This window comes from Natronoglycomyces albus, from assembly GCF_016925535.1.
Lineage (GTDB): Bacteria > Actinomycetota > Actinomycetes > Mycobacteriales > Micromonosporaceae > Natronoglycomyces > Natronoglycomyces albus.
Genome location: NZ_CP070496.1, coordinates 2840707 through 2858274, shown reverse-complemented (window position 1 = coordinate 2858274; position 17568 = coordinate 2840707). Strand labels below are relative to the sequence as shown.

The window sequence follows — 17568 nt, the reverse complement described above, 5'->3', positions numbered from 1 at the left end:
GGCTTTTAAGAGCCCGAGAAAGGCTCTATTACGCAAGGGGAAATGAGTTGCTCGACGTCAACTTCTTCGACGAGCTAAAAATCGGTCTGGCCACGGCCGAGCACATTCGGCAATGGTCGCACGGTGAGGTCAAGAAGCCCGAAACCATCAACTACCGGACGCTGAAGCCGGAAAAGGATGGTCTGTTCTGCGAAAAGATCTTCGGCCCCACCCGTGACTGGGAATGCTACTGCGGTAAGTACAAGCGTATTCGCTTCAAGGGCATCATTTGTGAACGCTGTGGCGTGGAGGTCACGCGTTCCAAGGTGCGTCGTGAGCGGATGGGCCACATTGAGCTAGCCGCTCCGGTCACCCACATTTGGTACTTCAAGGGCGTGCCCTCGCGCCTGGGCTACCTGTTGGACTTGGCCCCGAAGGACCTTGAGAAGGTCATTTACTTCGCCTCCTATGTCATCACCGCCGTGGACGATGAGGCTCGCACTCGCGAACTGCCCACGTTGGAAAATGAGATCGTGGCCGAGAAGCGCCAGCTAGAGCAGCAGCGCGACATGGCTATCGAGGAGCGCGCTTCCAAGCTTGAGGCCGACATGGTTCAGCTGGAGGACGAAGGCGCTCGCGCCGACGTTCGCCGCAAGGTCAAAGAGGGCGGCGAGCGGGAGATGCGCCAGATCCGCGACAAGGCACAGCGGGAGATCGACCGCCTTGACGAGGTCATGGACACCTTCCGCAAGCTGCACCCCCGTCAGCTCGTCGGTGACGAAATGCTCTATCGCGAGCTGCGTACCCGCTTCGGCGAGTACTTTGAGGGCGGTATGGGCGCCGAGGCCATCCAGACGCTGCTTGACACGCTGGACCTGACCGCTGAAGCTCACGAACTGCGCCACGTCATTGCCACGGGCAAGGGCCAGAAGAAGCTGCGGGCGCTCAAGCGCCTCAAGGTGGTCGCCGCGTTCCAGGCCACGGGCAACTCGCCCAATGGCATGGTGCTCGACTGCGTTCCGGTTATTCCGCCGGAGCTGCGCCCGATGGTGCAGCTCGACGGTGGCCGTTTTGCCACTTCGGACCTCAACGACCTGTATCGCCGTGTTATCAACCGCAACAACCGTCTGAAGCGACTTATCGACTTGGGCGCGCCTGAGATCATCGTCGCCAACGAAAAGCGGATGTTGCAAGAATCGGTCGACGCCCTGTTCGACAACGGTCGTCGTGGACGTCCGGTGACTGGACCGGGTAACCGTCCGTTGAAGTCGCTGTCGGACATGTTGAAGGGTAAGCAGGGTCGTTTCCGTCAGAACCTGCTTGGTAAGCGTGTCGACTACTCGGGCCGTTCGGTCATCGTGGTCGGTCCGAAGCTGAAACTGCACCAGTGTGGTCTGCCTAAGCAGATGGCCCTGGAGCTGTTCAAGCCCTTTGTCATGAAGCGTCTGGTTGACCTTAACCACGCTCAGAACATCAAGTCCGCCAAGCGGATGGTCGAGCGTTCGCGCCCGGTCGTGTGGGATGTGCTCGAAGAGGTCATCACCGAACACCCGGTGCTGCTCAACCGTGCGCCTACTCTGCACCGTCTGGGTATCCAGGCGTTCGAGCCGCAGCTGGTCGAGGGTAAGGCCATCCAGATCCACCCGCTGGTGTGTGCCGCTTTCAACGCCGACTTCGACGGTGACCAGATGGCCGTGCACGTGCCGCTGTCCGCCGAAGCTCAGGCTGAAGCACGCATTCTGATGCTCTCCAGCAACAACATTTTGAAGCCCTCGGATGGTAAGCCGGTGACCCTGCCTTCGCAGGACATGATCATCGGTCTGTACCACTTGACGCACATGCGTCATGGGCTGGTCGGTGAGGGTCGCTCCTTCGTCGACGATGGTGAAGCCCGCATGGCCTTCGACCGTGGTGAGTTGGATCTGCAAAGCCCGATTCGCATCCGGGTCGACAGCGTGGTGCACGTGGACAATGGCCCTGGGGTCGCCCCGTGGACTCCGCCGGAGGACTGGACCGAGGGTGACGCGCTCACCGTGGAGACCACGTTGGGCCGGGTCATCTTCAACGAGACGCTTCCGCCGACCTACCGTTTCATCAACTTCGAGGTTCGCAAGGGCCAGCTCTCCGAGATCGTCAACGACCTCTCGGAGCGTTACTCGAAGGTGCAGCTGGGCGCTTGCCTGGACGCGCTGAAGGACTACGGGTTCAAGTGGGCCGGCTGGTCGGGCGTGACCATCGGCATCGAAGACATCGTGCCTCCGGCCAACAAGCAGGAGATTCTTGGACGTTACGAGGCCGACGCGGCCCGTATCGAGAAGCAGTACCAGCGTGGTCTGATGACGCTCGAAGAGCGTCGGGGCGAGCTGACCGAACTGTGGACCAAGGCCACGACCGAGGTCATGGGTGACCTGGAGCAGACACTGCCGATGGAGAACTCTCTGTGGCAGATGATCAACTCGGGTGCTCGCGGTAACATGCTGCAGCTGCGTCAGATCGCCGGTATGCGTGGTCTGGTGGCCAACCCCAACGGTGAGATCATCCCGCGCCCGATCAAGTCTTCGCTGCGCGAGGGGTTGACGGTGCTGGAGTACTTCATCTCTACGCACGGTTCGCGTAAGGGTCTGGCCGACACTGCTCTGCGAACGGCTGACTCCGGTTACCTGACCCGTCGTCTGGTGGACGTTAGCCAGGACGTCATCATCCGCGAGCCCGATTGTGAGACCGACCGCGCCATCCGTCTGCCGATCTCCATGGAGGTCGACGGCAAGTTCATCGGTCACGATGAGCTGGAGACGGGCGTATACGCCCGTACTCTCGCCACCGACGTGGAGGACGAGAAGGGCGAGCTGCTGCTGGCGGCCGGAGCCGACTTGGGCCCGGACAACGTGCAGCGACTCATCGACGCGGGCGTCTCCGAAGTGCGGGTGCGCAGCGTGCTCACCTGTGAGTCCCGCTTGGGCCTGTGTGTGGCTTGCTACGGCCGCTCGATGGCGACGGGAACCAAGGTTGACATTGGTGAAGCGGTCGGTATTATCGCCGCTCAGTCGATTGGTGAGCCCGGTACCCAGCTGACGATGCGTACCTTCCACACCGGTGGTGTGGCCGGGGACGACATCACGCAGGGTCTGCCTCGTGTGCAGGAAGTCTTCGAAGCGCGGGTACCGAAGGGTAAGGCCCCGATCGCGGAGGCCTCCGGAACGGTTCGCATCGAGGACGCCGAGAAGAGCCGCAAGATCGTTCTTACTCCGGACGACGGCTCCGAAGAGGTTGTCGTGGACAAGGTTCCGCGTCGTCTGCGTCTGCGTATTGCCGACGGCGACCATGTCGAGGTTGGTGAGAAGCTGGTCGAGGGAACTATCGACCCTCACGAGCTGCTGCGCGTGCTGGGCCCGCGCCAGGTGCAACGACACTTGGTGGGCGAAGTCCAGGAAGTGTATCGCTCGCAGGGCGTGATGATTCACGACAAGCACATCGAGGTTGTGGTGCGGCAGATGCTCAAGCGCATCACGATCATCGACTCGGGAACCACGGAGTTCCTGCCCGGTTCGTTGGTGGACCGCTTGGACTTCGAAGAGTCCAACCGCAACATCGTTGCCACTGGCGGCGAGCCGGCCTCCGGCCGCCCGCAGCTGATGGGTATCACCAAGGCTTCGCTGGCCACCGAGTCGTGGCTGTCGGCGGCATCGTTCCAGGAGACCACTCGCGTGCTGACCGAGGCTGCTATCTCGGCTAAGTCCGACTCGCTGATTGGTCTCAAGGAGAACGTCATCATCGGTAAGCTCATCCCGGCCGGTACTGGTATTTCCAAGTACCGCAACGTGTCGGTCGAGCCCACCGAGGAGGCCAAGGCAGCGGTATACAGCCTGGGTGGTTACGAGGACACGACTCCGACGTTCGGGTTCGGTACCGGTGGGGCAGTTCCGCTGGAAGAGTACGAGTACTAGATCGGCTAGGCGCGTTACCGGGGATAGTCTCCCCGCCGCATCGCGTCTGAGGCTCACGTTGGCGTATGCGTCTTAGCAAGACACGTTCATCGCAGGTGAATGGGTTGACGTTGAGGTCGCTATCGGCCATCTAAAGCGAACATGAGGTGGGGCACCTTCCGACAGGAAGGGGCCCCACTTGTTTATGGCATGCTCACCGACCTCTTTCGGCCTCATTCAGAGGCGATACTGTGTTGTCTATGAGAGCCCAGGGGAGGGAAAGCCCAGTGACGTATAGCCACAGCGGCATCCACGCCACGTCGCAGCGCCATCCGGTGGACCCGGACCCGGTACCGTCTTCAAAGGTGATCGCGGCGTTTGTCCTCGCTGGGGTTGGGCTGTGCCTGGCTCCTTTCGTCGGGGGAGCGATTCCCGCCTCGTTTGCACTGGTTTTGGCCCGGCAGGCAGAGCGTGATATCCGCGACTCCGATGGCTGGCTGTTGGGGGCGGCCAAGCTGCGCCGCATCCGTGCTCTTGCCTGGACTGCCCTGGGGCTGGCCGCGACCGTGCTGGTCATCGGACTGCTCATATGGGTGATTTCCCTGGCTAGTGGCGCTGGGCAGCCGCAATTCGATGGCAATACCGTGTAGCGGCCATCAGCCCTGGCCTGTCGCGGTGTTCCCGGCGCCAAAGGCGGGCGGGTCTCAGCGCGCACATAGCTGCGGCGATGGTGTGGCTGTGGCGTGAGATTTTGCCTCCGACCCCTGCTTGTCTGTGGTATTGGCGCAGACGGTATCCTTACGAATGGTGTGTCTACCGCACTCGTAGAACCAAAGAGAACAAAGATGTCGAGCCCCGACCGGTGATGCCTAACACGGCAGGTCGTGGCTGGTGGGTCGGCGTTCATGCCGTTCGGTAGTGTAGGTAGGCTTCTCCCTTGCGCCCAGACTATGTCTGGGTCAGGTGTGCGTGCCCGTATGGCAGCGAGCCCCCGACCGTCCTCGCGGACAACTCGGGGCCCACTTCGCCAGGCGTCACCGGCACGCAATGCGCCTCGCAAGACCGGCCAAGGCTTCGACCTTACGAGCTGGTTGCGCCAAGAGATCCAACGCGCCCGCTGGGGCTCAGATTGGTTCGACACGCCCGAGTGCGGGGAGCGGAGAACTTTGCCACACGACGCCACCTGACCTCACCTCACACAGAGGTGACAAAACAGCCATGGAGCTGCGAGGGGTCACAACATTCAGTCGAATGCGCCTGAGTGAGCCCTGAAGAAGTTCCACAGTCACGCAAGAGCAGTTTCGGCCCCCTGTGGGGCCGAAGGGAGTGAGAGACCCGGTGCCAACAATTCAGCAGCTGGTCCGTAAGGGCCGCAAGGCCAAGATCAGCAAAAATAAAACGCCGGCGCTGAAGGGCAGCCCGCAGCGGCGCGGTGTGTGCACCCGCGTGTACACCACCACGCCCAAGAAGCCGAACTCCGCGATGCGCAAAGTCGCCCGTGTTCGGCTTATGAGCGGTGTCGAAGTCACTGCCTACATTCCTGGCGTAGGACACAACCTGCAGGAACACTCCATCGTGCTGGTGCGCGGTGGCCGTGTTCGCGACCTGCCTGGTGTCCGCTACAAGATCATCCGTGGAACCCTCGACACCCAGGGCGTCCGCGACCGCAAACAGGCGCGCAGCCGCTACGGCGCGAAGAAGGAGAAATAAGATATGCCGCGTAAAGGCCCTGCTCCGCGTCGGCCTCTAACCGCCGACCCGGTGCACAACTCGGTGCTGGTCACCCAACTGATCAACAAGGTGCTGCTCCGCGGCAAACGCCGTCTGGCCGAGCGCATCGTCTACGACGCCCTGGAAGGCTGCCGGGCGAAGACGGACACCGATCCGGTGATCACCTTGAAGCGCGCCCTGGACAACGTCAAACCGACCCTCGAGGTTCGTAGCCGCCGCGTCGGTGGCGCTACCTACCAGGTTCCGGTCGATGTCCGGCCGCAGCGCGCCACCACCTTGGGCCTGCGCTGGCTGGTCGGATACTCGCGCGATCGTCGTGAGAAGACCATGGTCGAGCGTCTCCAGAACGAAATCCTCGATGCATCCAATGGTCTCGGGGCCGCTGTCAAGCGCCGCGAAGACACCCACAAGATGGCCGACTCCAACAAGGCGTTCGCTCACTACCGTTGGTAGTGGCGACCCTTACCGACCAGAAGAAGGCAACCGTGTCAAAGGCAAACGCCAAACTGGCCAATGTTCGCAACATTGGCATCATGGCCCACATTGATGCTGGTAAGACGACCACCACTGAGCGCATCCTGTTCTACACCGGTATCTCTCACAAGATCGGTGAAGTGCATGATGGCGCGGCCACCATGGACTGGATGGAGCAGGAGCAGGAGCGTGGTATCACCATCACCTCCGCCGCCACCAAGTGTGAGTGGGATAACCACACCATCCAGATCATCGACACCCCCGGTCACGTTGACTTCACCGTAGAGGTGGAACGTTCGCTGCGTGTCCTGGACGGTGCTGTCGCCGTGTACGACGGTGTCGCTGGCGTCGAGCCGCAGACTGAGACCGTGTGGCGTCAGGCCGACAAGTATGGCGTTCCCCGGATGTGCTTTGTCAACAAGCTCGACCGGACCGGCGCCAACTTCTTCCGCTGTGTCGAAATGATGAAGGACCGCCTGAACTCCAACACGGCTGTGTTGCAGCTGCCGATTGGTAACGAGGCCGACTTCATCGGAGTCATCGACTTGGTGGAGATGAACGCCAAGGTGTGGCGCGGGGAAACCGGTCTCGGCGAGAACTATGAGACCGAAGAGATCCCGGCCGACCTAGCCGACCAGGCCGCCGAATACCGTGAGATGTTGCTGGAGACCCTGGCTGACGTCGACGACGAATTCGCGATGAAGTACCTGGAAGGCGAAGAGATCTCCACTGAGGAGATCAAGGCCGCCATCCGTAAGGGCACCAACGAGCTGGCGATCAACCCGGTTCTGTGTGGCACCGCCTTTAAGAACAAGGGCGTGCAGCCGCTGCTCGACGCCGTGGTCGACTACCTGCCCAGCCCGCTGGACGTCCCCGCCATTCAGGGAACCCTCACCGACGGAGAGACGCCAGCTGAGCGTCACGCCGATGTCGACGAGCCGTTCTCCTGCCTGGCGTTCAAAATCCAGACGGACAAGCACCTTGGTCGTCTCACCTTCGCTCGGGTTTACTCGGGCAAGATTGAGACCGGTAACCAGGTCATCAACTCGACCAAGGAACGCAAAGAGCGCATCGGCAAGATCTACCAGATGCACGCCAACAAGCGCGAAGAGCGTTCGACCGCCGCGGCTGGCGACATCATCGCCATCCAGGGTTTGAAGCAGACCACCACTGGTGACACGCTGACTGACCCGCAGGCACAGGTCGTGCTGGAATCCATGATCTTCCCGGAGCCGGTTATCGACGTGGCCATCGAGCCCAAGTCGAAGGCCGACCAGGACAAGTTGGCCACCGCTATTCAGCGTCTGGCCGAAGAAGACCCGACCTTCCGCGTGGTCACCGATGACGAGACCGGCCAGACCGTGATCTCGGGTATGGGTGAGCTGCACCTGGACATCCTCGTGGACCGCATGCGCCGTGAGTTCAACGTGGAAGCCAACATCGGTAAGCCCCAGGTGGCCTACCGTGAGACCATTTCGAAGCGCGTGGAAAAGGTCGAATACCTGCACAAGAAGCAGACCGGTGGTTCCGGTCAGTTCGCGCGGGTACTCGTCAACGTCGAACCGCTCTCTTTGGAAGACTCCGAAGAGATCTTCGAGTTCGAGAACAAGATCACCGGTGGACGTATTCCGAAGGAATACATTCCCTCGGTGGAACACGGTGCCAAAGACGCGATGGAATTCGGTGTCTTGGCCGGATACCCGCTGGTGGGTGTCAAGTTGGAACTGGTCGACGGCCAGTACCACGAGGTCGACTCTTCGGAGATGGCCTTTAAAATCGCCGGTACGATGGTGCTGAAAGAGGCCGCTCGTCGCGCCAAACCAGTACTGCTCGAACCGATGATGGCAGTCGAAGTCATCACCCCGGAAGAAACCATGGGTGATGTCATCGGTGACATCAACTCTCGTCGCGGCATCGTCCAAGAAATGGGCGAGCGAGGCAACGACCGTACGGTCAAGGCTCAAGTGCCGCTGTCGGAGATGTTCGGTTACGTCGGGGACCTGCGGTCCAAGACGCAAGGCCGTGCAAACTACAGCATGCAATTCGACACGTACGCCGAAGTGCCGGCGAACGTGGCGAAGGAAGTGATTGCCAAGGCCACCGGCGAATAGCCGGTAGTTATGGGGCTCTACTCACCACGCTGTGCCAAGGCGACGGAAGGGCGTCTACGAAAGTAGACGACTTCTCGACAGCCCAGCCAATGTGTGGAGAGCGAGTCTCCAGGTAATCCAGCTAATCCAAAGTTCCCTGCAATTGTGCAGCGCCGCTGCGCCCCAATGGGGGAGCTGTGTGCCTCAATCTCCGACAAGTTCGGACTGCGGCATGGATTGTCAACGCATACAAGATTAAGCCCATCAGGAGGACGAAGTGGCGAAGGAAAAGTTCGAGCGGACTAAGCCGCACGTCAACATTGGTACCCTCGGTCACGTTGACCACGGGAAGACCACGCTGACCGCTGCGATCACGAAGGTCCTGCACGACAAGCACCCGGACCTGAACCCGTACACGCCGTTTGACGAGATCGACAACGCGCCTGAAGAGAAGCAGCGCGGTATCACGATTGCGATTTCGCACGTCGAGTACCAGACCGAGACCCGGCACTACGCGCACGTAGACTGCCCTGGTCACGCTGACTACATCAAGAACATGATCACCGGTGCCGCGCAGATGGACGGCGCGATTCTGGTTGTTTCGGCCACCGACGGCCCGATGCCGCAGACCCGCGAGCACGTGCTGCTGGCCCGCCAGGTTGGCGTTCCCTACATCGTTGTGGCTCTGAACAAGTCCGACATGGTCGACGACGAGGAAATCCTCGAGCTCGTCGAGATGGAGGTCCGTGAGCTGCTGACGGACGCCGAGTTCCCCGGCGACGACCTCCCGGTCGTCAAGGTTTCGGCCCTGAAGGCCCTCGAAGGCGACGAGAAGTGGGGCGAGGCCGTAGCCGAGCTCATGCAGGCCGTCGACGACTCCATTCCGGAGCCCGAGCGCGAGATGGACAAGCCGTTCCTCATGCCGGTCGAGGACGTCTTCACGATCACCGGTCGTGGAACCGTCATCACCGGTCGCGTCGAGCGCGGTGTGCTGCTTCCGAACGAAGAGGTCGAGATCGTCGGCATCAAGGAAACGGCCATCAACACCAAGGTCACCGCGATCGAAATGTTCCGCAAGACCCTCGATGACGCCCGCGCGGGTGAAAACGTCGGTCTGCTGCTGCGTGGTACCAAGCGTGAAGAAGTCGAGCGCGGCATGGTTGTCACCAAGCCCGGCACGACCACTCCCCACACCGAGTTCGAAGCTCAGGTGTACATCCTGTCGAAGGATGAGGGTGGCCGCCACACGCCGTTCTTCAACAACTACCGCCCGCAGTTCTACTTCCGTACCACCGACGTGACCGGTGTCGTGACCCTCCCCGAGGGAACCGAGATGGTCATGCCCGGTGACAACACGGACATGAAGGTCGAGCTCATTCAGCCGATCGCCATGGACGACGGACTGCTCTTCGCGATCCGCGAGGGTGGCCGCACCGTTGGTTCAGGACGAGTGACCAAGGTCATCAAGTAGTTAGTTTCCCGGGTGGTGGGGTTCGTCCCCACCACCCGGATTTTCCTGTCCGCTTCTCCGATCGCCTCAGGTATTCGGTTTGAAGCGGCGAGAAACTGACGACGATACAACGCATCCGCGTAATCTGCTTCATAGTCTCCCGACCCCCGGTTATAGCTCTGCTGGCTGGTCGGGCATAATGAACAGGTTGCGTTCGCATCGGGACCCGTCTGGGGTCTGATGCTCACGCCCGGCTCGCGGGCCCCAGTAGGCAGTGTCTAGAAGACATAGGCGTTTTGCCATTCTTGCTGATCGGGACCGTTACAGGCGGGTTTAGGGCGAGCTACATAATCATCTCCGCAGGAGGAAACTTCTGCCTGGATGATGACTGGTACCTCCAGAGGGGGGTCAGTCGTTCTCTCCAGTGCCACATGCCTTTTGGCTTGGCAGAATGCTGTGTAAAGCTCGCGACACGCCCGACCGCAGGTTGCGGAGAGCAGCCTGTAATACCAGGGATTTTGAGAGTAAGGAAACCATGGCGGGACAGAAGATCCGCATTCGGCTAAAGGCCTACGACCACGAAGTCGTGGACTCCTCGGCCCGCAAGATCGTTGAGACGGTGACCCGTACGGGCGCCAACATCTCCGGTCCGGTGCCGTTGCCGACTGAGATTAACCGTTTCTGTGTTATCCGGTCACCGCACAAATACAAAGACTCGCGCGAGCACTTCGAGATGCGCACGCACAAGCGCCTGATCGACATTCTCGACCCGACCCCGAAGACGGTCGACTCGCTGATGCGTCTCGATTTGCCGGCCGGTGTCGACATCGAGATCAAGCTGTAGGGACCACACACATGGACAGGCAAGTCAAGGGCATCCTGGGTACCAAGGTTGGTATGACCCAGGTATGGGACGAAAACGGCCGTTCTGTGCCGGTTACGGTTGTGCAGGCCGGCCCGAACGTCGTGTCGCAAATCCGTACGCCAGACAAGGACGGCTACGCAGCCGTTCAGCTGGCCTTCGGCGACGTCAAGCTCAAGAGCGTCACCAAGCCGCTCACGGGACACTTTGAGAAGGCAGGTGTGGCTCCGCGCCGTCACCTGGTCGAGATCCGGACCTCCGACTCCAGCGAATATGAGCTGGGACAGGAAGTCAAGGTCGACACCTTCGAACAAGGCGAGCTGATCGACGTCACCGGAACAAGCAAAGGTAAAGGTTTCGCTGGTGTCATGAAGCGCCACGGTTTCGCCGGTCAGCCGGCTAGCCACGGTGCTCACCGCGTCCACCGCGCCCCCGGAGCCATTGGTGGCTGCGCCACCCCCGGTCGCGTGTTCAAGGGCATGCGTATGCCCGGACGTATGGGCCACAACCGCCGCACGGTTCAGAACTTGACCGTGCAGGGCGTGGACACCGAACGGAACCTGGTGCTCATCAAGGGCGCCGTGCCCGGACCCAAGGGCGCTACCGTTCTGATTCGCTCGGCAGTGAAGGCTGGTGCCTAATGAGCTTGGAAATCGCCGTCAAGGACGCTTCGGGTAAAGCCACCGGCACGACCATTTCGCTGCCGGAGAACATCTTCGATGTCGAACCGAACATCCCGCTGATGCACCAAGTGGTGACCGCTCAGCTGGCTGCTGGTCGCTCGGGCACTCACTCCACCAAAACCCGCGGTGAAGTCCGCGGTGGTGGCCGTAAGCCCTACCGCCAGAAGGGAACCGGTCGGGCCCGTCAGGGTTCCATCCGCGCTCCCCAGTTCACCGGCGGTGGCGTGGTGCACGGCCCCCAGCCGCGCGATTACTCGCAGCGGACCCCTCGGAAGATGAAGGCTCAGGCTCTCGCTTGCGCCCTCACCGACCGGGTGCGCAACGAGAAGATCCACGCGATCACCTCCTTCGTTGAAGGGGACACCCCTTCGACCAAGCAGGCCATCGCCTCGCTGGGCAACATCATCGAGTCGAACAAGGTACTGGTGGTTCTCACTCGCGAGCAGGAGACCGACGGGCTGAGCCTGCGGAACCTGCCGCACGTGCACCTGCTGCCTGCCGACCAGCTGAACACCTACGACGTTCTCAACAACGAGGACATCGTGTTCACCGAGGCTGCGCTAAATGAGTTCCTGGCCTCGAAGAACCGTGACCAGGAGGCCGCCGCATGAGCGACGTGAAAATCGCCGACCCGCGCGACATCATCATTAAGCCGGTCATCTCGGAGAAAAGCTACACCCTCCTGGGTGAGGGCAAGTACACCTTCGAGGTCGACACCCGCGCTAACAAGTCTCACATCAAGATCGCCGTTGCGCAGATCTTCAATGTGCAGGTGAAGAGCGTCAACACCATCAACCGTCAGGGTAAGCGCAAGCGCACTCGTGACGGTTGGGGCAAACGCAAGAACGTCAAGCACGCGATCATCACCGTCGATGGCGACCCCGGTCGTCTCGGTGAGATCTTCGGCGGCCCGGTCTCGTAGCGGCGTTGGAGGAGTAAGTACCAATGGGTATCCGCAAACACAAGCCGACGACCCCCGGTCGTCGTGGGTCGAGCGTCGCAGACTTCGCTGAAGTCACCCGCTCGCAACCCGAGAAGTCGCTGGTGCGTCCGCTGACCAAGACTGGTGGCCGTAACTCGCAGGGACGCATCACCACGCGTCACCGCGGGGGAGGACACAAGCGTCAGTACCGCCTCATCGACTTCCGTCGCCACGACAAGGACGGCGTGCCGGCGAAGGTCGCTCACATCGAGTACGACCCGAACCGTACCGCCCGCATCGCGTTGCTGCACTACGCAGACGGCGAGAAGCGCTACATCATCTGCCCGAAGGGCCTCAATCAGGGCGACCGGATTGAGAACGGCCAAGGTGCCGACATCCGGCCCGGAAACAGCTTGCAGCTGCGTCACATGCCAGTCGGTACTGTGATTCATGCCGTGGAGCTCAAGCCCGGTGGAGGAGCCAAACTCGGCCGCTCGGCCGGAACGGGAATCCAGCTGCTGGCTCGCGAAGGACAATACGCCCACCTGCGTATGCCCTCTGGCGAGATCCGCTTGGTCGACACCCGCTGCCGCGCCACCGTTGGCGAGGTCGGCAACGCCGAGCAGAGCAACATCAACTGGGGCAAGGCCGGACGCATGCGCTGGAAGGGACGTCGTCCCACGGTGCGTGGTGTGGTTATGAACCCGGTTGACCACCCGCACGGTGGTGGTGAGGGCCGTACCTCTGGTGGCCGTCACCCGGTCAACCCGAACGGTAAGCCGGAAGGCCGCACCCGTAAGAAGAACAAGGGCTCCGACCGACTCATCGTGCGGCGCCGCTATGCCAACCGGAAGCGGGGTTAACACATGGCTCGCAGTCTTAAAAAGGGACCGTTCATCGACGAGCACCTGGAGAAAAAGGTGCAGAAGGCGATCGAGTCCAAGAGCAAGAACGTCATCAAGACCTGGTCGCGGCGTTCCACCATCACTCCTGACTTCATCGGACTGACGTTCGGTGTGCACGACGGACGCAAGCACGTCCCCGTTTACGTCACTGAGTCGATGGTGGGCCACAAGCTCGGAGAGTTCGCTTTGACGCGTACCTTCCGTAGCCACGACAAGGACGACCGAAAGAGCCGTCGGCGCTAGCCGCGGGAAACGAACGAAGGATTAACGATGGCAGTAATGGAGGCCCAAGAGGCCCCGCGCGCGCGGGCTGTGGCGCGGTATGTCCGTGTCGCTCCTCGTAAAGCGCGCCGCGTCGTGGACCTCGTGCGTGGGATGCCCGCCAACGAGGCGCTGACGACTCTGGAATTTGCTCCGCAGGCCGCCAGCGAACCGGTCGGGAAGGTTATCGCCTCGGCGATGGCCAACGCCGAGAATAACCTCGGACTCGACGCCGAATCGCTTCTGATCTCGGAGATTTTCGTGGACGAAGGCCCGACCATGCGCCGTTACCGGCCGCGTGCTCAGGGCCGGGCGTTCCGGATCAACAAGCGCACCAGCCACATCACTGTGGTTGTCGAGGCCGTCCAGGCCGCGCCTGTGGCTTCCGGACCGATCCGCCGCCCCAAGGCCAAGCCTGCGGCGACGGAGTCGACGGAGGCGAAGTCCGAGGGCGCTGACGAGACCACCGACACCGCCGAGAAGGAGACCAACTAATGGGTCAAAAGGTTCACCCGCACGGGTACCGCCTCGGCATCAGCAGCGACTGGACGTCCCGCTGGTACGCCGACAAGGACTATGCCGACTACGTCGGCGAGGACGTCAAGATCCGCAAGCTCATGACGGACGGTCTGCAGCGCGCCGGAATCGCCAAGGTCGACATCGAGCGCACCCGTGAGCGGGTTCGCGTCGACATCCACACCGCTCGTCCGGGCATCGTCATCGGCCGTAAAGGCGCCGAGGCCGACCGCCTGCGCGGCAAGTTGGAGAAGCTCACCGGTAAGCAAGTTCAGCTGAACATTATCGAGGTCAAGAACCCCGATGTCGACGCTCAGCTGGTTGCCCAGGGCATCTCCGAGCAGCTGACCAGCCGTGTCAACTTCCGTCGCGCGATGCGTAAGGCCATTCAGTCGGCCATGCGTAACCCGACGGTCAAGGGCATCAAGGTTCAGTGCTCCGGCCGCCTCGGTGGTGCGGAAATGTCCCGTTCCGAGCAGTACCGCGAGGGCCAGGTGCCCCTGCACACGCTGCGCGCGAACATCGACTACGGACTCTATGAGGCTCACACCACCTTCGGCCGCATTGGCGTGAAGGTCTGGGTCTACAAGGGTGAGGCCACGCTCAAAGAGCAGGCCGAGCAGGTCCAGCGCCGCCGGGACACCGGTGACGGCGGAGGTCGCGGTCGCCGTGGCGGTCGTGGCGGACGCGGTGGCGAAGGCCGCGGTGCCGAGAAGAAGACTGGTCAGGAGGGTTAACTGACATGCTTATGCCACGTAAGCCCCCCAAGGGCTACCGCAAGCCCCACCGGCCGAAGCGCAAAGGCAAGGCCAAGGGCGGCACCCGGGTGACGTTTGGTGAATACGGCATCCAAGCCGTGGAGCACTCCTACGTCACCAACCGGCAGATTGAAGCTGCCCGTATCTCCATGACCCGGCACATCAAGCGTGGCGGCAAGGTGTGGATCAACATCTTCCCCGACCACGCTCTGACGAAGAAGCCAGCCGAAGTCCGTATGGGTTCGGGTAAGGGTTCACCGGAATTCTGGGTCGCCAATGTGAAGCCGGGCCGTGTGATGTTCGAACTGTCGTTCCCCAACGAGGAGACGGCACGTGAGGCATTGCAGCGGGCTATTCACAAACTGCCCATGAAGTGCCGCATCGTGACGCGTGAAGTAGGTGAGGCGTAATGGCTACCGGTATCCAACCTGGTGAGCTGCGCGAGCTCAGCGACAAGGAGCTCGAAACCAAACTGCTGGACAAGAAGGAAGAGCTGTTCAACCTGCGGGTTCGTGCAGCCACCGGCCAGCTGGAAAACAACCACCTACTCAAAGGCGTCCGTAAGGAAATCGCTCGGATCTACACGATCATGAACGAGCGCAAGCTCGGCCTGAGTGCCGCGCCGGAAGAGAGTAACGAATGAGCGAGCAAACCACTACTCGCGGCCGGCGTAAGGTTCTTCAGGGCCTGGTCGTGAGCGACAAGATGGACAAGACGGCAGTGATCGAAGTCGAGGACCGGGTTAAGCACCCGCTCTATGGCAAGGTCATGCGTCGTACCAAGAAGTACAAGGCTCACGATGAGTCCAACGAGTGTGGCATTGGCGACCGGGTGCAGATCATGGAGACGCGCCCCCTTTCCAAGACCAAGCGTTGGCGCATCGTTGAGATCCTTGAGAAGGCCAAGTAAGGAGATCAGGACGTGATTCAGCAAGAGTCGCGGCTGAAAATCGCCGACAACACCGGGGCACGCGAAGTGCTGTGCATCCGGGTTTTGGGCGGTTCCGGCCGACGCTATGCGGGCATCGGCGACCTGATCGTGGCCACTGTCAAGGACGCCACTCCGGGTGCCGGAGTGAAGAAGGGCGATGTTGTGCAGGCCGTCATCGTGCGGACTGCCAAAGAACGTCGCCGTCCTGACGGCTCCTACATCAGGTTCGACGAAAACGCCGCTGTACTTATCAAGGATGGCGAGCCGCAGGGAACCCGCATCTTCGGGCCCGTGGGTCGAGAGCTGCGTGACAAGCAGTTCATGAAGATCATCTCCCTCGCGCCGGAGGTGCTGTAATGAAGGTGAAAAAAGGCGACCGAGTACGGGTTATCGCCGGTAAAGACAGAGGTGCAGAGGGCCGTGTGCTCGAGACCTTCCCCAAGCGGGACCGGGTCCTGGTCGAAGGTGTAAACCGGGTTACCAAGCACACCAAGGTCGGTCAGACCAACCGTGGGTCCCGCACCGGTGGGATCGTCACCCAAGAAGCCGCCATTCACATTTCGAACGTGATGGTGCTTGACGCGGATAACCAGCCCACCCGGGTTGGGTACCGCATTGGGGATGACGGTCGCAAGGTTCGCATTTCGAGGCGGACGGGTAAGGACCTCTAATGACTGACACTGCAACCAAATCTTCGCCGCGCCTCAAGGAGCGTTACCGCTCTGAGATTGCGCCGCAGCTGAAAGAACAGTTCGAGTACGCCAACATCATGCAGATCCCCGGTCTGGTCAAGATCGTGGTCAACATGGGTGTGGGCGAGGCCGCGCGCGACTCCAAGCTCATCAATGGAGCCGTCAACGACCTGACCGTCATCACTGGTCAAAAGCCAGTGGTGCGCCGTGCTCGCAAGTCCATCGCGCAGTTCAAGCTGCGTGAGGGCCAGCCGATCGGTGCCAAGGTCACTCTGCGTGGGGACCGTATGTGGGAGTTCCTCGACCGGCTGCTGTCGGTCGCGCTGCCCCGCATCCGTGACTTCCGGGGTTTGAGCCCCAAGCAGTTCGACGGGCACGGTAACTACACGTTCGGTCTGACCGAACAAGCCGTGTTCCCCGAGATCGACCAGGACAAGATCGACCGGGTCCGCGGTATGGACATCACGGTTGTGACGACCGCGAACACCGACGAGGAAGGCCACGCGCTGCTTAAGTCGCTGGGCTTCCCGTACAAGGAGAACTAATGGCTAAAAAGGCTCTGATCCACAAGGCCAAGCAAAAGCCGAAGTTCGGCGTGCGCGCCTACACCCGCTGCCAGAAGTGCGGCCGTCCGAAGGCGGTTTACCGCAAGTTCGGTCTGTGCCGTGTTTGCCTGCGCGAGATGGCCCACCGCGGCGAGCTGCCAGGCGTCCACAAAGCCTCCTGGTAGCTGCGGCGCACCCAGGAAGAAACTGCGCTGTGTTGGTCGGGTTCCCAAGTACGTTCGTACTAGGGAACCCTCCCGCCTTGTCAGTTTCACCCTGGGCACGTCCTCGCAAACCAGGAGCTGATCTCACAGTATTTATTCAGTGATGGTTTGCGGTGAGTTGCTTCCATTAGCTCTCCTTTCATCCATCTATCGCCACAGGCCGCCCAGCATATTTAGGCGGAACCGGGGCGGAAGGGTAACAAATCATGGTAATGACCGACCCGATCGCAGACATGCTGACCCGTCTGCGTAACGCCAACCAGGCTTTCCACGAGGTCGTGGAAATGCCTCACTCGAAGCTGAAGGCCAACGTCGCCGAAGTCCTCAAGCAGGAAGGCTACGTCGCTAGCTGGCGAGTCGAGGAGCCTGCTGAAGGCGTCGTCGGTAAGAAGCTCGTCGTGGACCTAAAGTTCGGCCCCAACCGTGAGCGCTCCCTCGCCGGAGTCCGCCGCGTGTCAAAGCCGGGCCTGCGGGTTTACGCGAAGTCCACTGAGCTGCCGCGCGTGCTCGGCGGCCTGGGTGTGGCCATTGTGTCCACGTCCCAAGGCCTGCTGACCGACCGTCAGGCTCGCAAGCGTGGCGTGGGCGGCGAAGTCATCGCCTACGTCTGGTAACTGAGGGGG

Annotated in this window: 22 protein-coding genes; all 22 read left to right on the top strand. The window is 61.4% G+C overall.

The features are described 5' to 3' along the window. The first annotated feature begins 47 nt into the window (after window positions 1–47). The 22 genes from JQS30_RS12305 to rpsH all read left to right on the top strand — a co-directional run bounded on the left by JQS30_RS12305 (window position 48) and on the right by rpsH (window position 17559). Window positions 48–3923 carry a DNA-directed RNA polymerase subunit beta' gene (locus tag JQS30_RS12305; protein ID WP_213170546.1) on the top strand — a complete coding sequence of 1292 codons (3876 nt, stop codon included), beginning with the start codon at window positions 48–50 and terminating at the stop codon, window positions 3921–3923. Window positions 3924–4189: 266 nt separating this feature from the next. Further along, complete coding sequence (locus JQS30_RS12300; RefSeq protein WP_213170545.1) at window positions 4190–4552, top strand: hypothetical protein; 363 nt, start codon at window positions 4190–4192, stop codon at window positions 4550–4552. Window positions 4553–5240: 688 nt separating this feature from the next. Next, window positions 5241–5612, top strand: coding sequence for a 30S ribosomal protein S12 (rpsL, locus tag JQS30_RS12295; protein ID WP_213170544.1), 372 nt, complete (start codon window positions 5241–5243; stop codon window positions 5610–5612). Window positions 5613–5615: 3 nt separating this feature from the next. Continuing rightward, the gene (gene rpsG, locus JQS30_RS12290) at window positions 5616–6086 is read left to right on the top strand and encodes a 30S ribosomal protein S7 (protein WP_213170543.1); all 471 of its coding nucleotides are present in this window, start codon (window positions 5616–5618) and stop codon (window positions 6084–6086) included. Window positions 6087–6166: 80 nt separating this feature from the next. Further along, entirely contained in the window at window positions 6167–8218 is a 2052-nt protein-coding gene (gene fusA, locus JQS30_RS12285) for an elongation factor G (protein ID WP_246498158.1), read from the top strand. 256 nt (window positions 8219–8474) lie between these two features. Then, window positions 8475–9668, top strand: coding sequence for an elongation factor Tu (tuf, locus tag JQS30_RS12280; protein ID WP_213170541.1), 1194 nt, complete (start codon window positions 8475–8477; stop codon window positions 9666–9668). A 514-nt stretch (window positions 9669–10182) separates the two neighbouring features. Beyond that, the gene (gene rpsJ / locus JQS30_RS12275; protein ID WP_213170540.1) at window positions 10183–10491 is read left to right on the top strand and encodes a 30S ribosomal protein S10; all 309 of its coding nucleotides are present in this window, start codon (window positions 10183–10185) and stop codon (window positions 10489–10491) included. Between the two features lie 11 nt (window positions 10492–10502). After that, a complete protein-coding gene (rplC, locus tag JQS30_RS12270) occupies window positions 10503–11150 on the top strand; it encodes a 50S ribosomal protein L3 (protein WP_213170539.1) in 648 nt (215 codons plus the stop codon). Next, window positions 11150–11803: a 50S ribosomal protein L4 gene (gene rplD, locus JQS30_RS12265; RefSeq protein WP_213170538.1), complete on the top strand. Its 654-nt coding sequence runs from the start codon at window positions 11150–11152 to the stop codon at window positions 11801–11803. Before rplC ends, rplD begins: the two co-directional genes overlap by 1 nt. Then, window positions 11800–12114 (top strand): 50S ribosomal protein L23, encoded by a 315-nt coding sequence (gene rplW, locus JQS30_RS12260; RefSeq protein ID WP_213170537.1) that lies wholly within the window; start codon window positions 11800–11802, stop codon window positions 12112–12114. Before rplD ends, rplW begins: the two co-directional genes overlap by 4 nt. 23 nt (window positions 12115–12137) lie before the next feature. Next, window positions 12138–12977: a 50S ribosomal protein L2 gene (gene rplB, locus JQS30_RS12255; RefSeq protein ID WP_213170536.1), complete on the top strand. Its 840-nt coding sequence runs from the start codon at window positions 12138–12140 to the stop codon at window positions 12975–12977. A 3-nt stretch (window positions 12978–12980) separates the two neighbouring features. Beyond that, window positions 12981–13262 (top strand): 30S ribosomal protein S19, encoded by a 282-nt coding sequence (rpsS, locus tag JQS30_RS12250; RefSeq protein WP_213170535.1) that lies wholly within the window; start codon window positions 12981–12983, stop codon window positions 13260–13262. A 27-nt stretch (window positions 13263–13289) separates the two neighbouring features. Continuing rightward, window positions 13290–13775 (top strand): 50S ribosomal protein L22, encoded by a 486-nt coding sequence (gene rplV, locus JQS30_RS12245; RefSeq protein WP_213170534.1) that lies wholly within the window; start codon window positions 13290–13292, stop codon window positions 13773–13775. After that, complete coding sequence (gene rpsC, locus JQS30_RS12240) at window positions 13775–14533, top strand: 30S ribosomal protein S3 (RefSeq protein WP_213170533.1); 759 nt, start codon at window positions 13775–13777, stop codon at window positions 14531–14533. Before rplV ends, rpsC begins: the two co-directional genes overlap by 1 nt. 5 nt (window positions 14534–14538) lie before the next feature. Further along, window positions 14539–14964 carry a 50S ribosomal protein L16 gene (rplP, locus tag JQS30_RS12235; protein ID WP_213170532.1) on the top strand — a complete coding sequence of 142 codons (426 nt, stop codon included), beginning with the start codon at window positions 14539–14541 and terminating at the stop codon, window positions 14962–14964. After that, window positions 14964–15197 (top strand): 50S ribosomal protein L29, encoded by a 234-nt coding sequence (rpmC, locus tag JQS30_RS12230; protein ID WP_213170531.1) that lies wholly within the window; start codon window positions 14964–14966, stop codon window positions 15195–15197. The genes rplP and rpmC overlap by 1 nt, the downstream gene beginning before the upstream one ends. Next, a complete protein-coding gene (rpsQ, locus tag JQS30_RS12225) occupies window positions 15194–15463 on the top strand; it encodes a 30S ribosomal protein S17 (protein WP_213170530.1) in 270 nt (89 codons plus the stop codon). The genes rpmC and rpsQ overlap by 4 nt, the downstream gene beginning before the upstream one ends. Before the next feature lie 12 nt (window positions 15464–15475). Continuing rightward, on the top strand, window positions 15476–15841 hold the full coding sequence (rplN, locus tag JQS30_RS12220; protein WP_213170529.1) for a 50S ribosomal protein L14: 366 nt from the start codon (window positions 15476–15478) through the stop codon (window positions 15839–15841). Further along, on the top strand, window positions 15841–16155 hold the full coding sequence (gene rplX / locus JQS30_RS12215) for a 50S ribosomal protein L24 (protein WP_213170528.1): 315 nt from the start codon (window positions 15841–15843) through the stop codon (window positions 16153–16155). The genes rplN and rplX overlap by 1 nt, the downstream gene beginning before the upstream one ends. After that, window positions 16155–16721 (top strand): 50S ribosomal protein L5, encoded by a 567-nt coding sequence (gene rplE, locus JQS30_RS12210; protein WP_213170527.1) that lies wholly within the window; start codon window positions 16155–16157, stop codon window positions 16719–16721. The genes rplX and rplE overlap by 1 nt, the downstream gene beginning before the upstream one ends. Then, the gene (locus JQS30_RS12205; RefSeq protein WP_213170526.1) at window positions 16721–16906 is read left to right on the top strand and encodes a type Z 30S ribosomal protein S14; all 186 of its coding nucleotides are present in this window, start codon (window positions 16721–16723) and stop codon (window positions 16904–16906) included. Before rplE ends, JQS30_RS12205 begins: the two co-directional genes overlap by 1 nt. 245 nt (window positions 16907–17151) lie before the next feature. Beyond that, window positions 17152–17559, top strand: coding sequence for a 30S ribosomal protein S8 (gene rpsH / locus JQS30_RS12200; protein WP_213170525.1), 408 nt, complete (start codon window positions 17152–17154; stop codon window positions 17557–17559). Window positions 17560–17568: the final 9 nt, after the last annotated feature.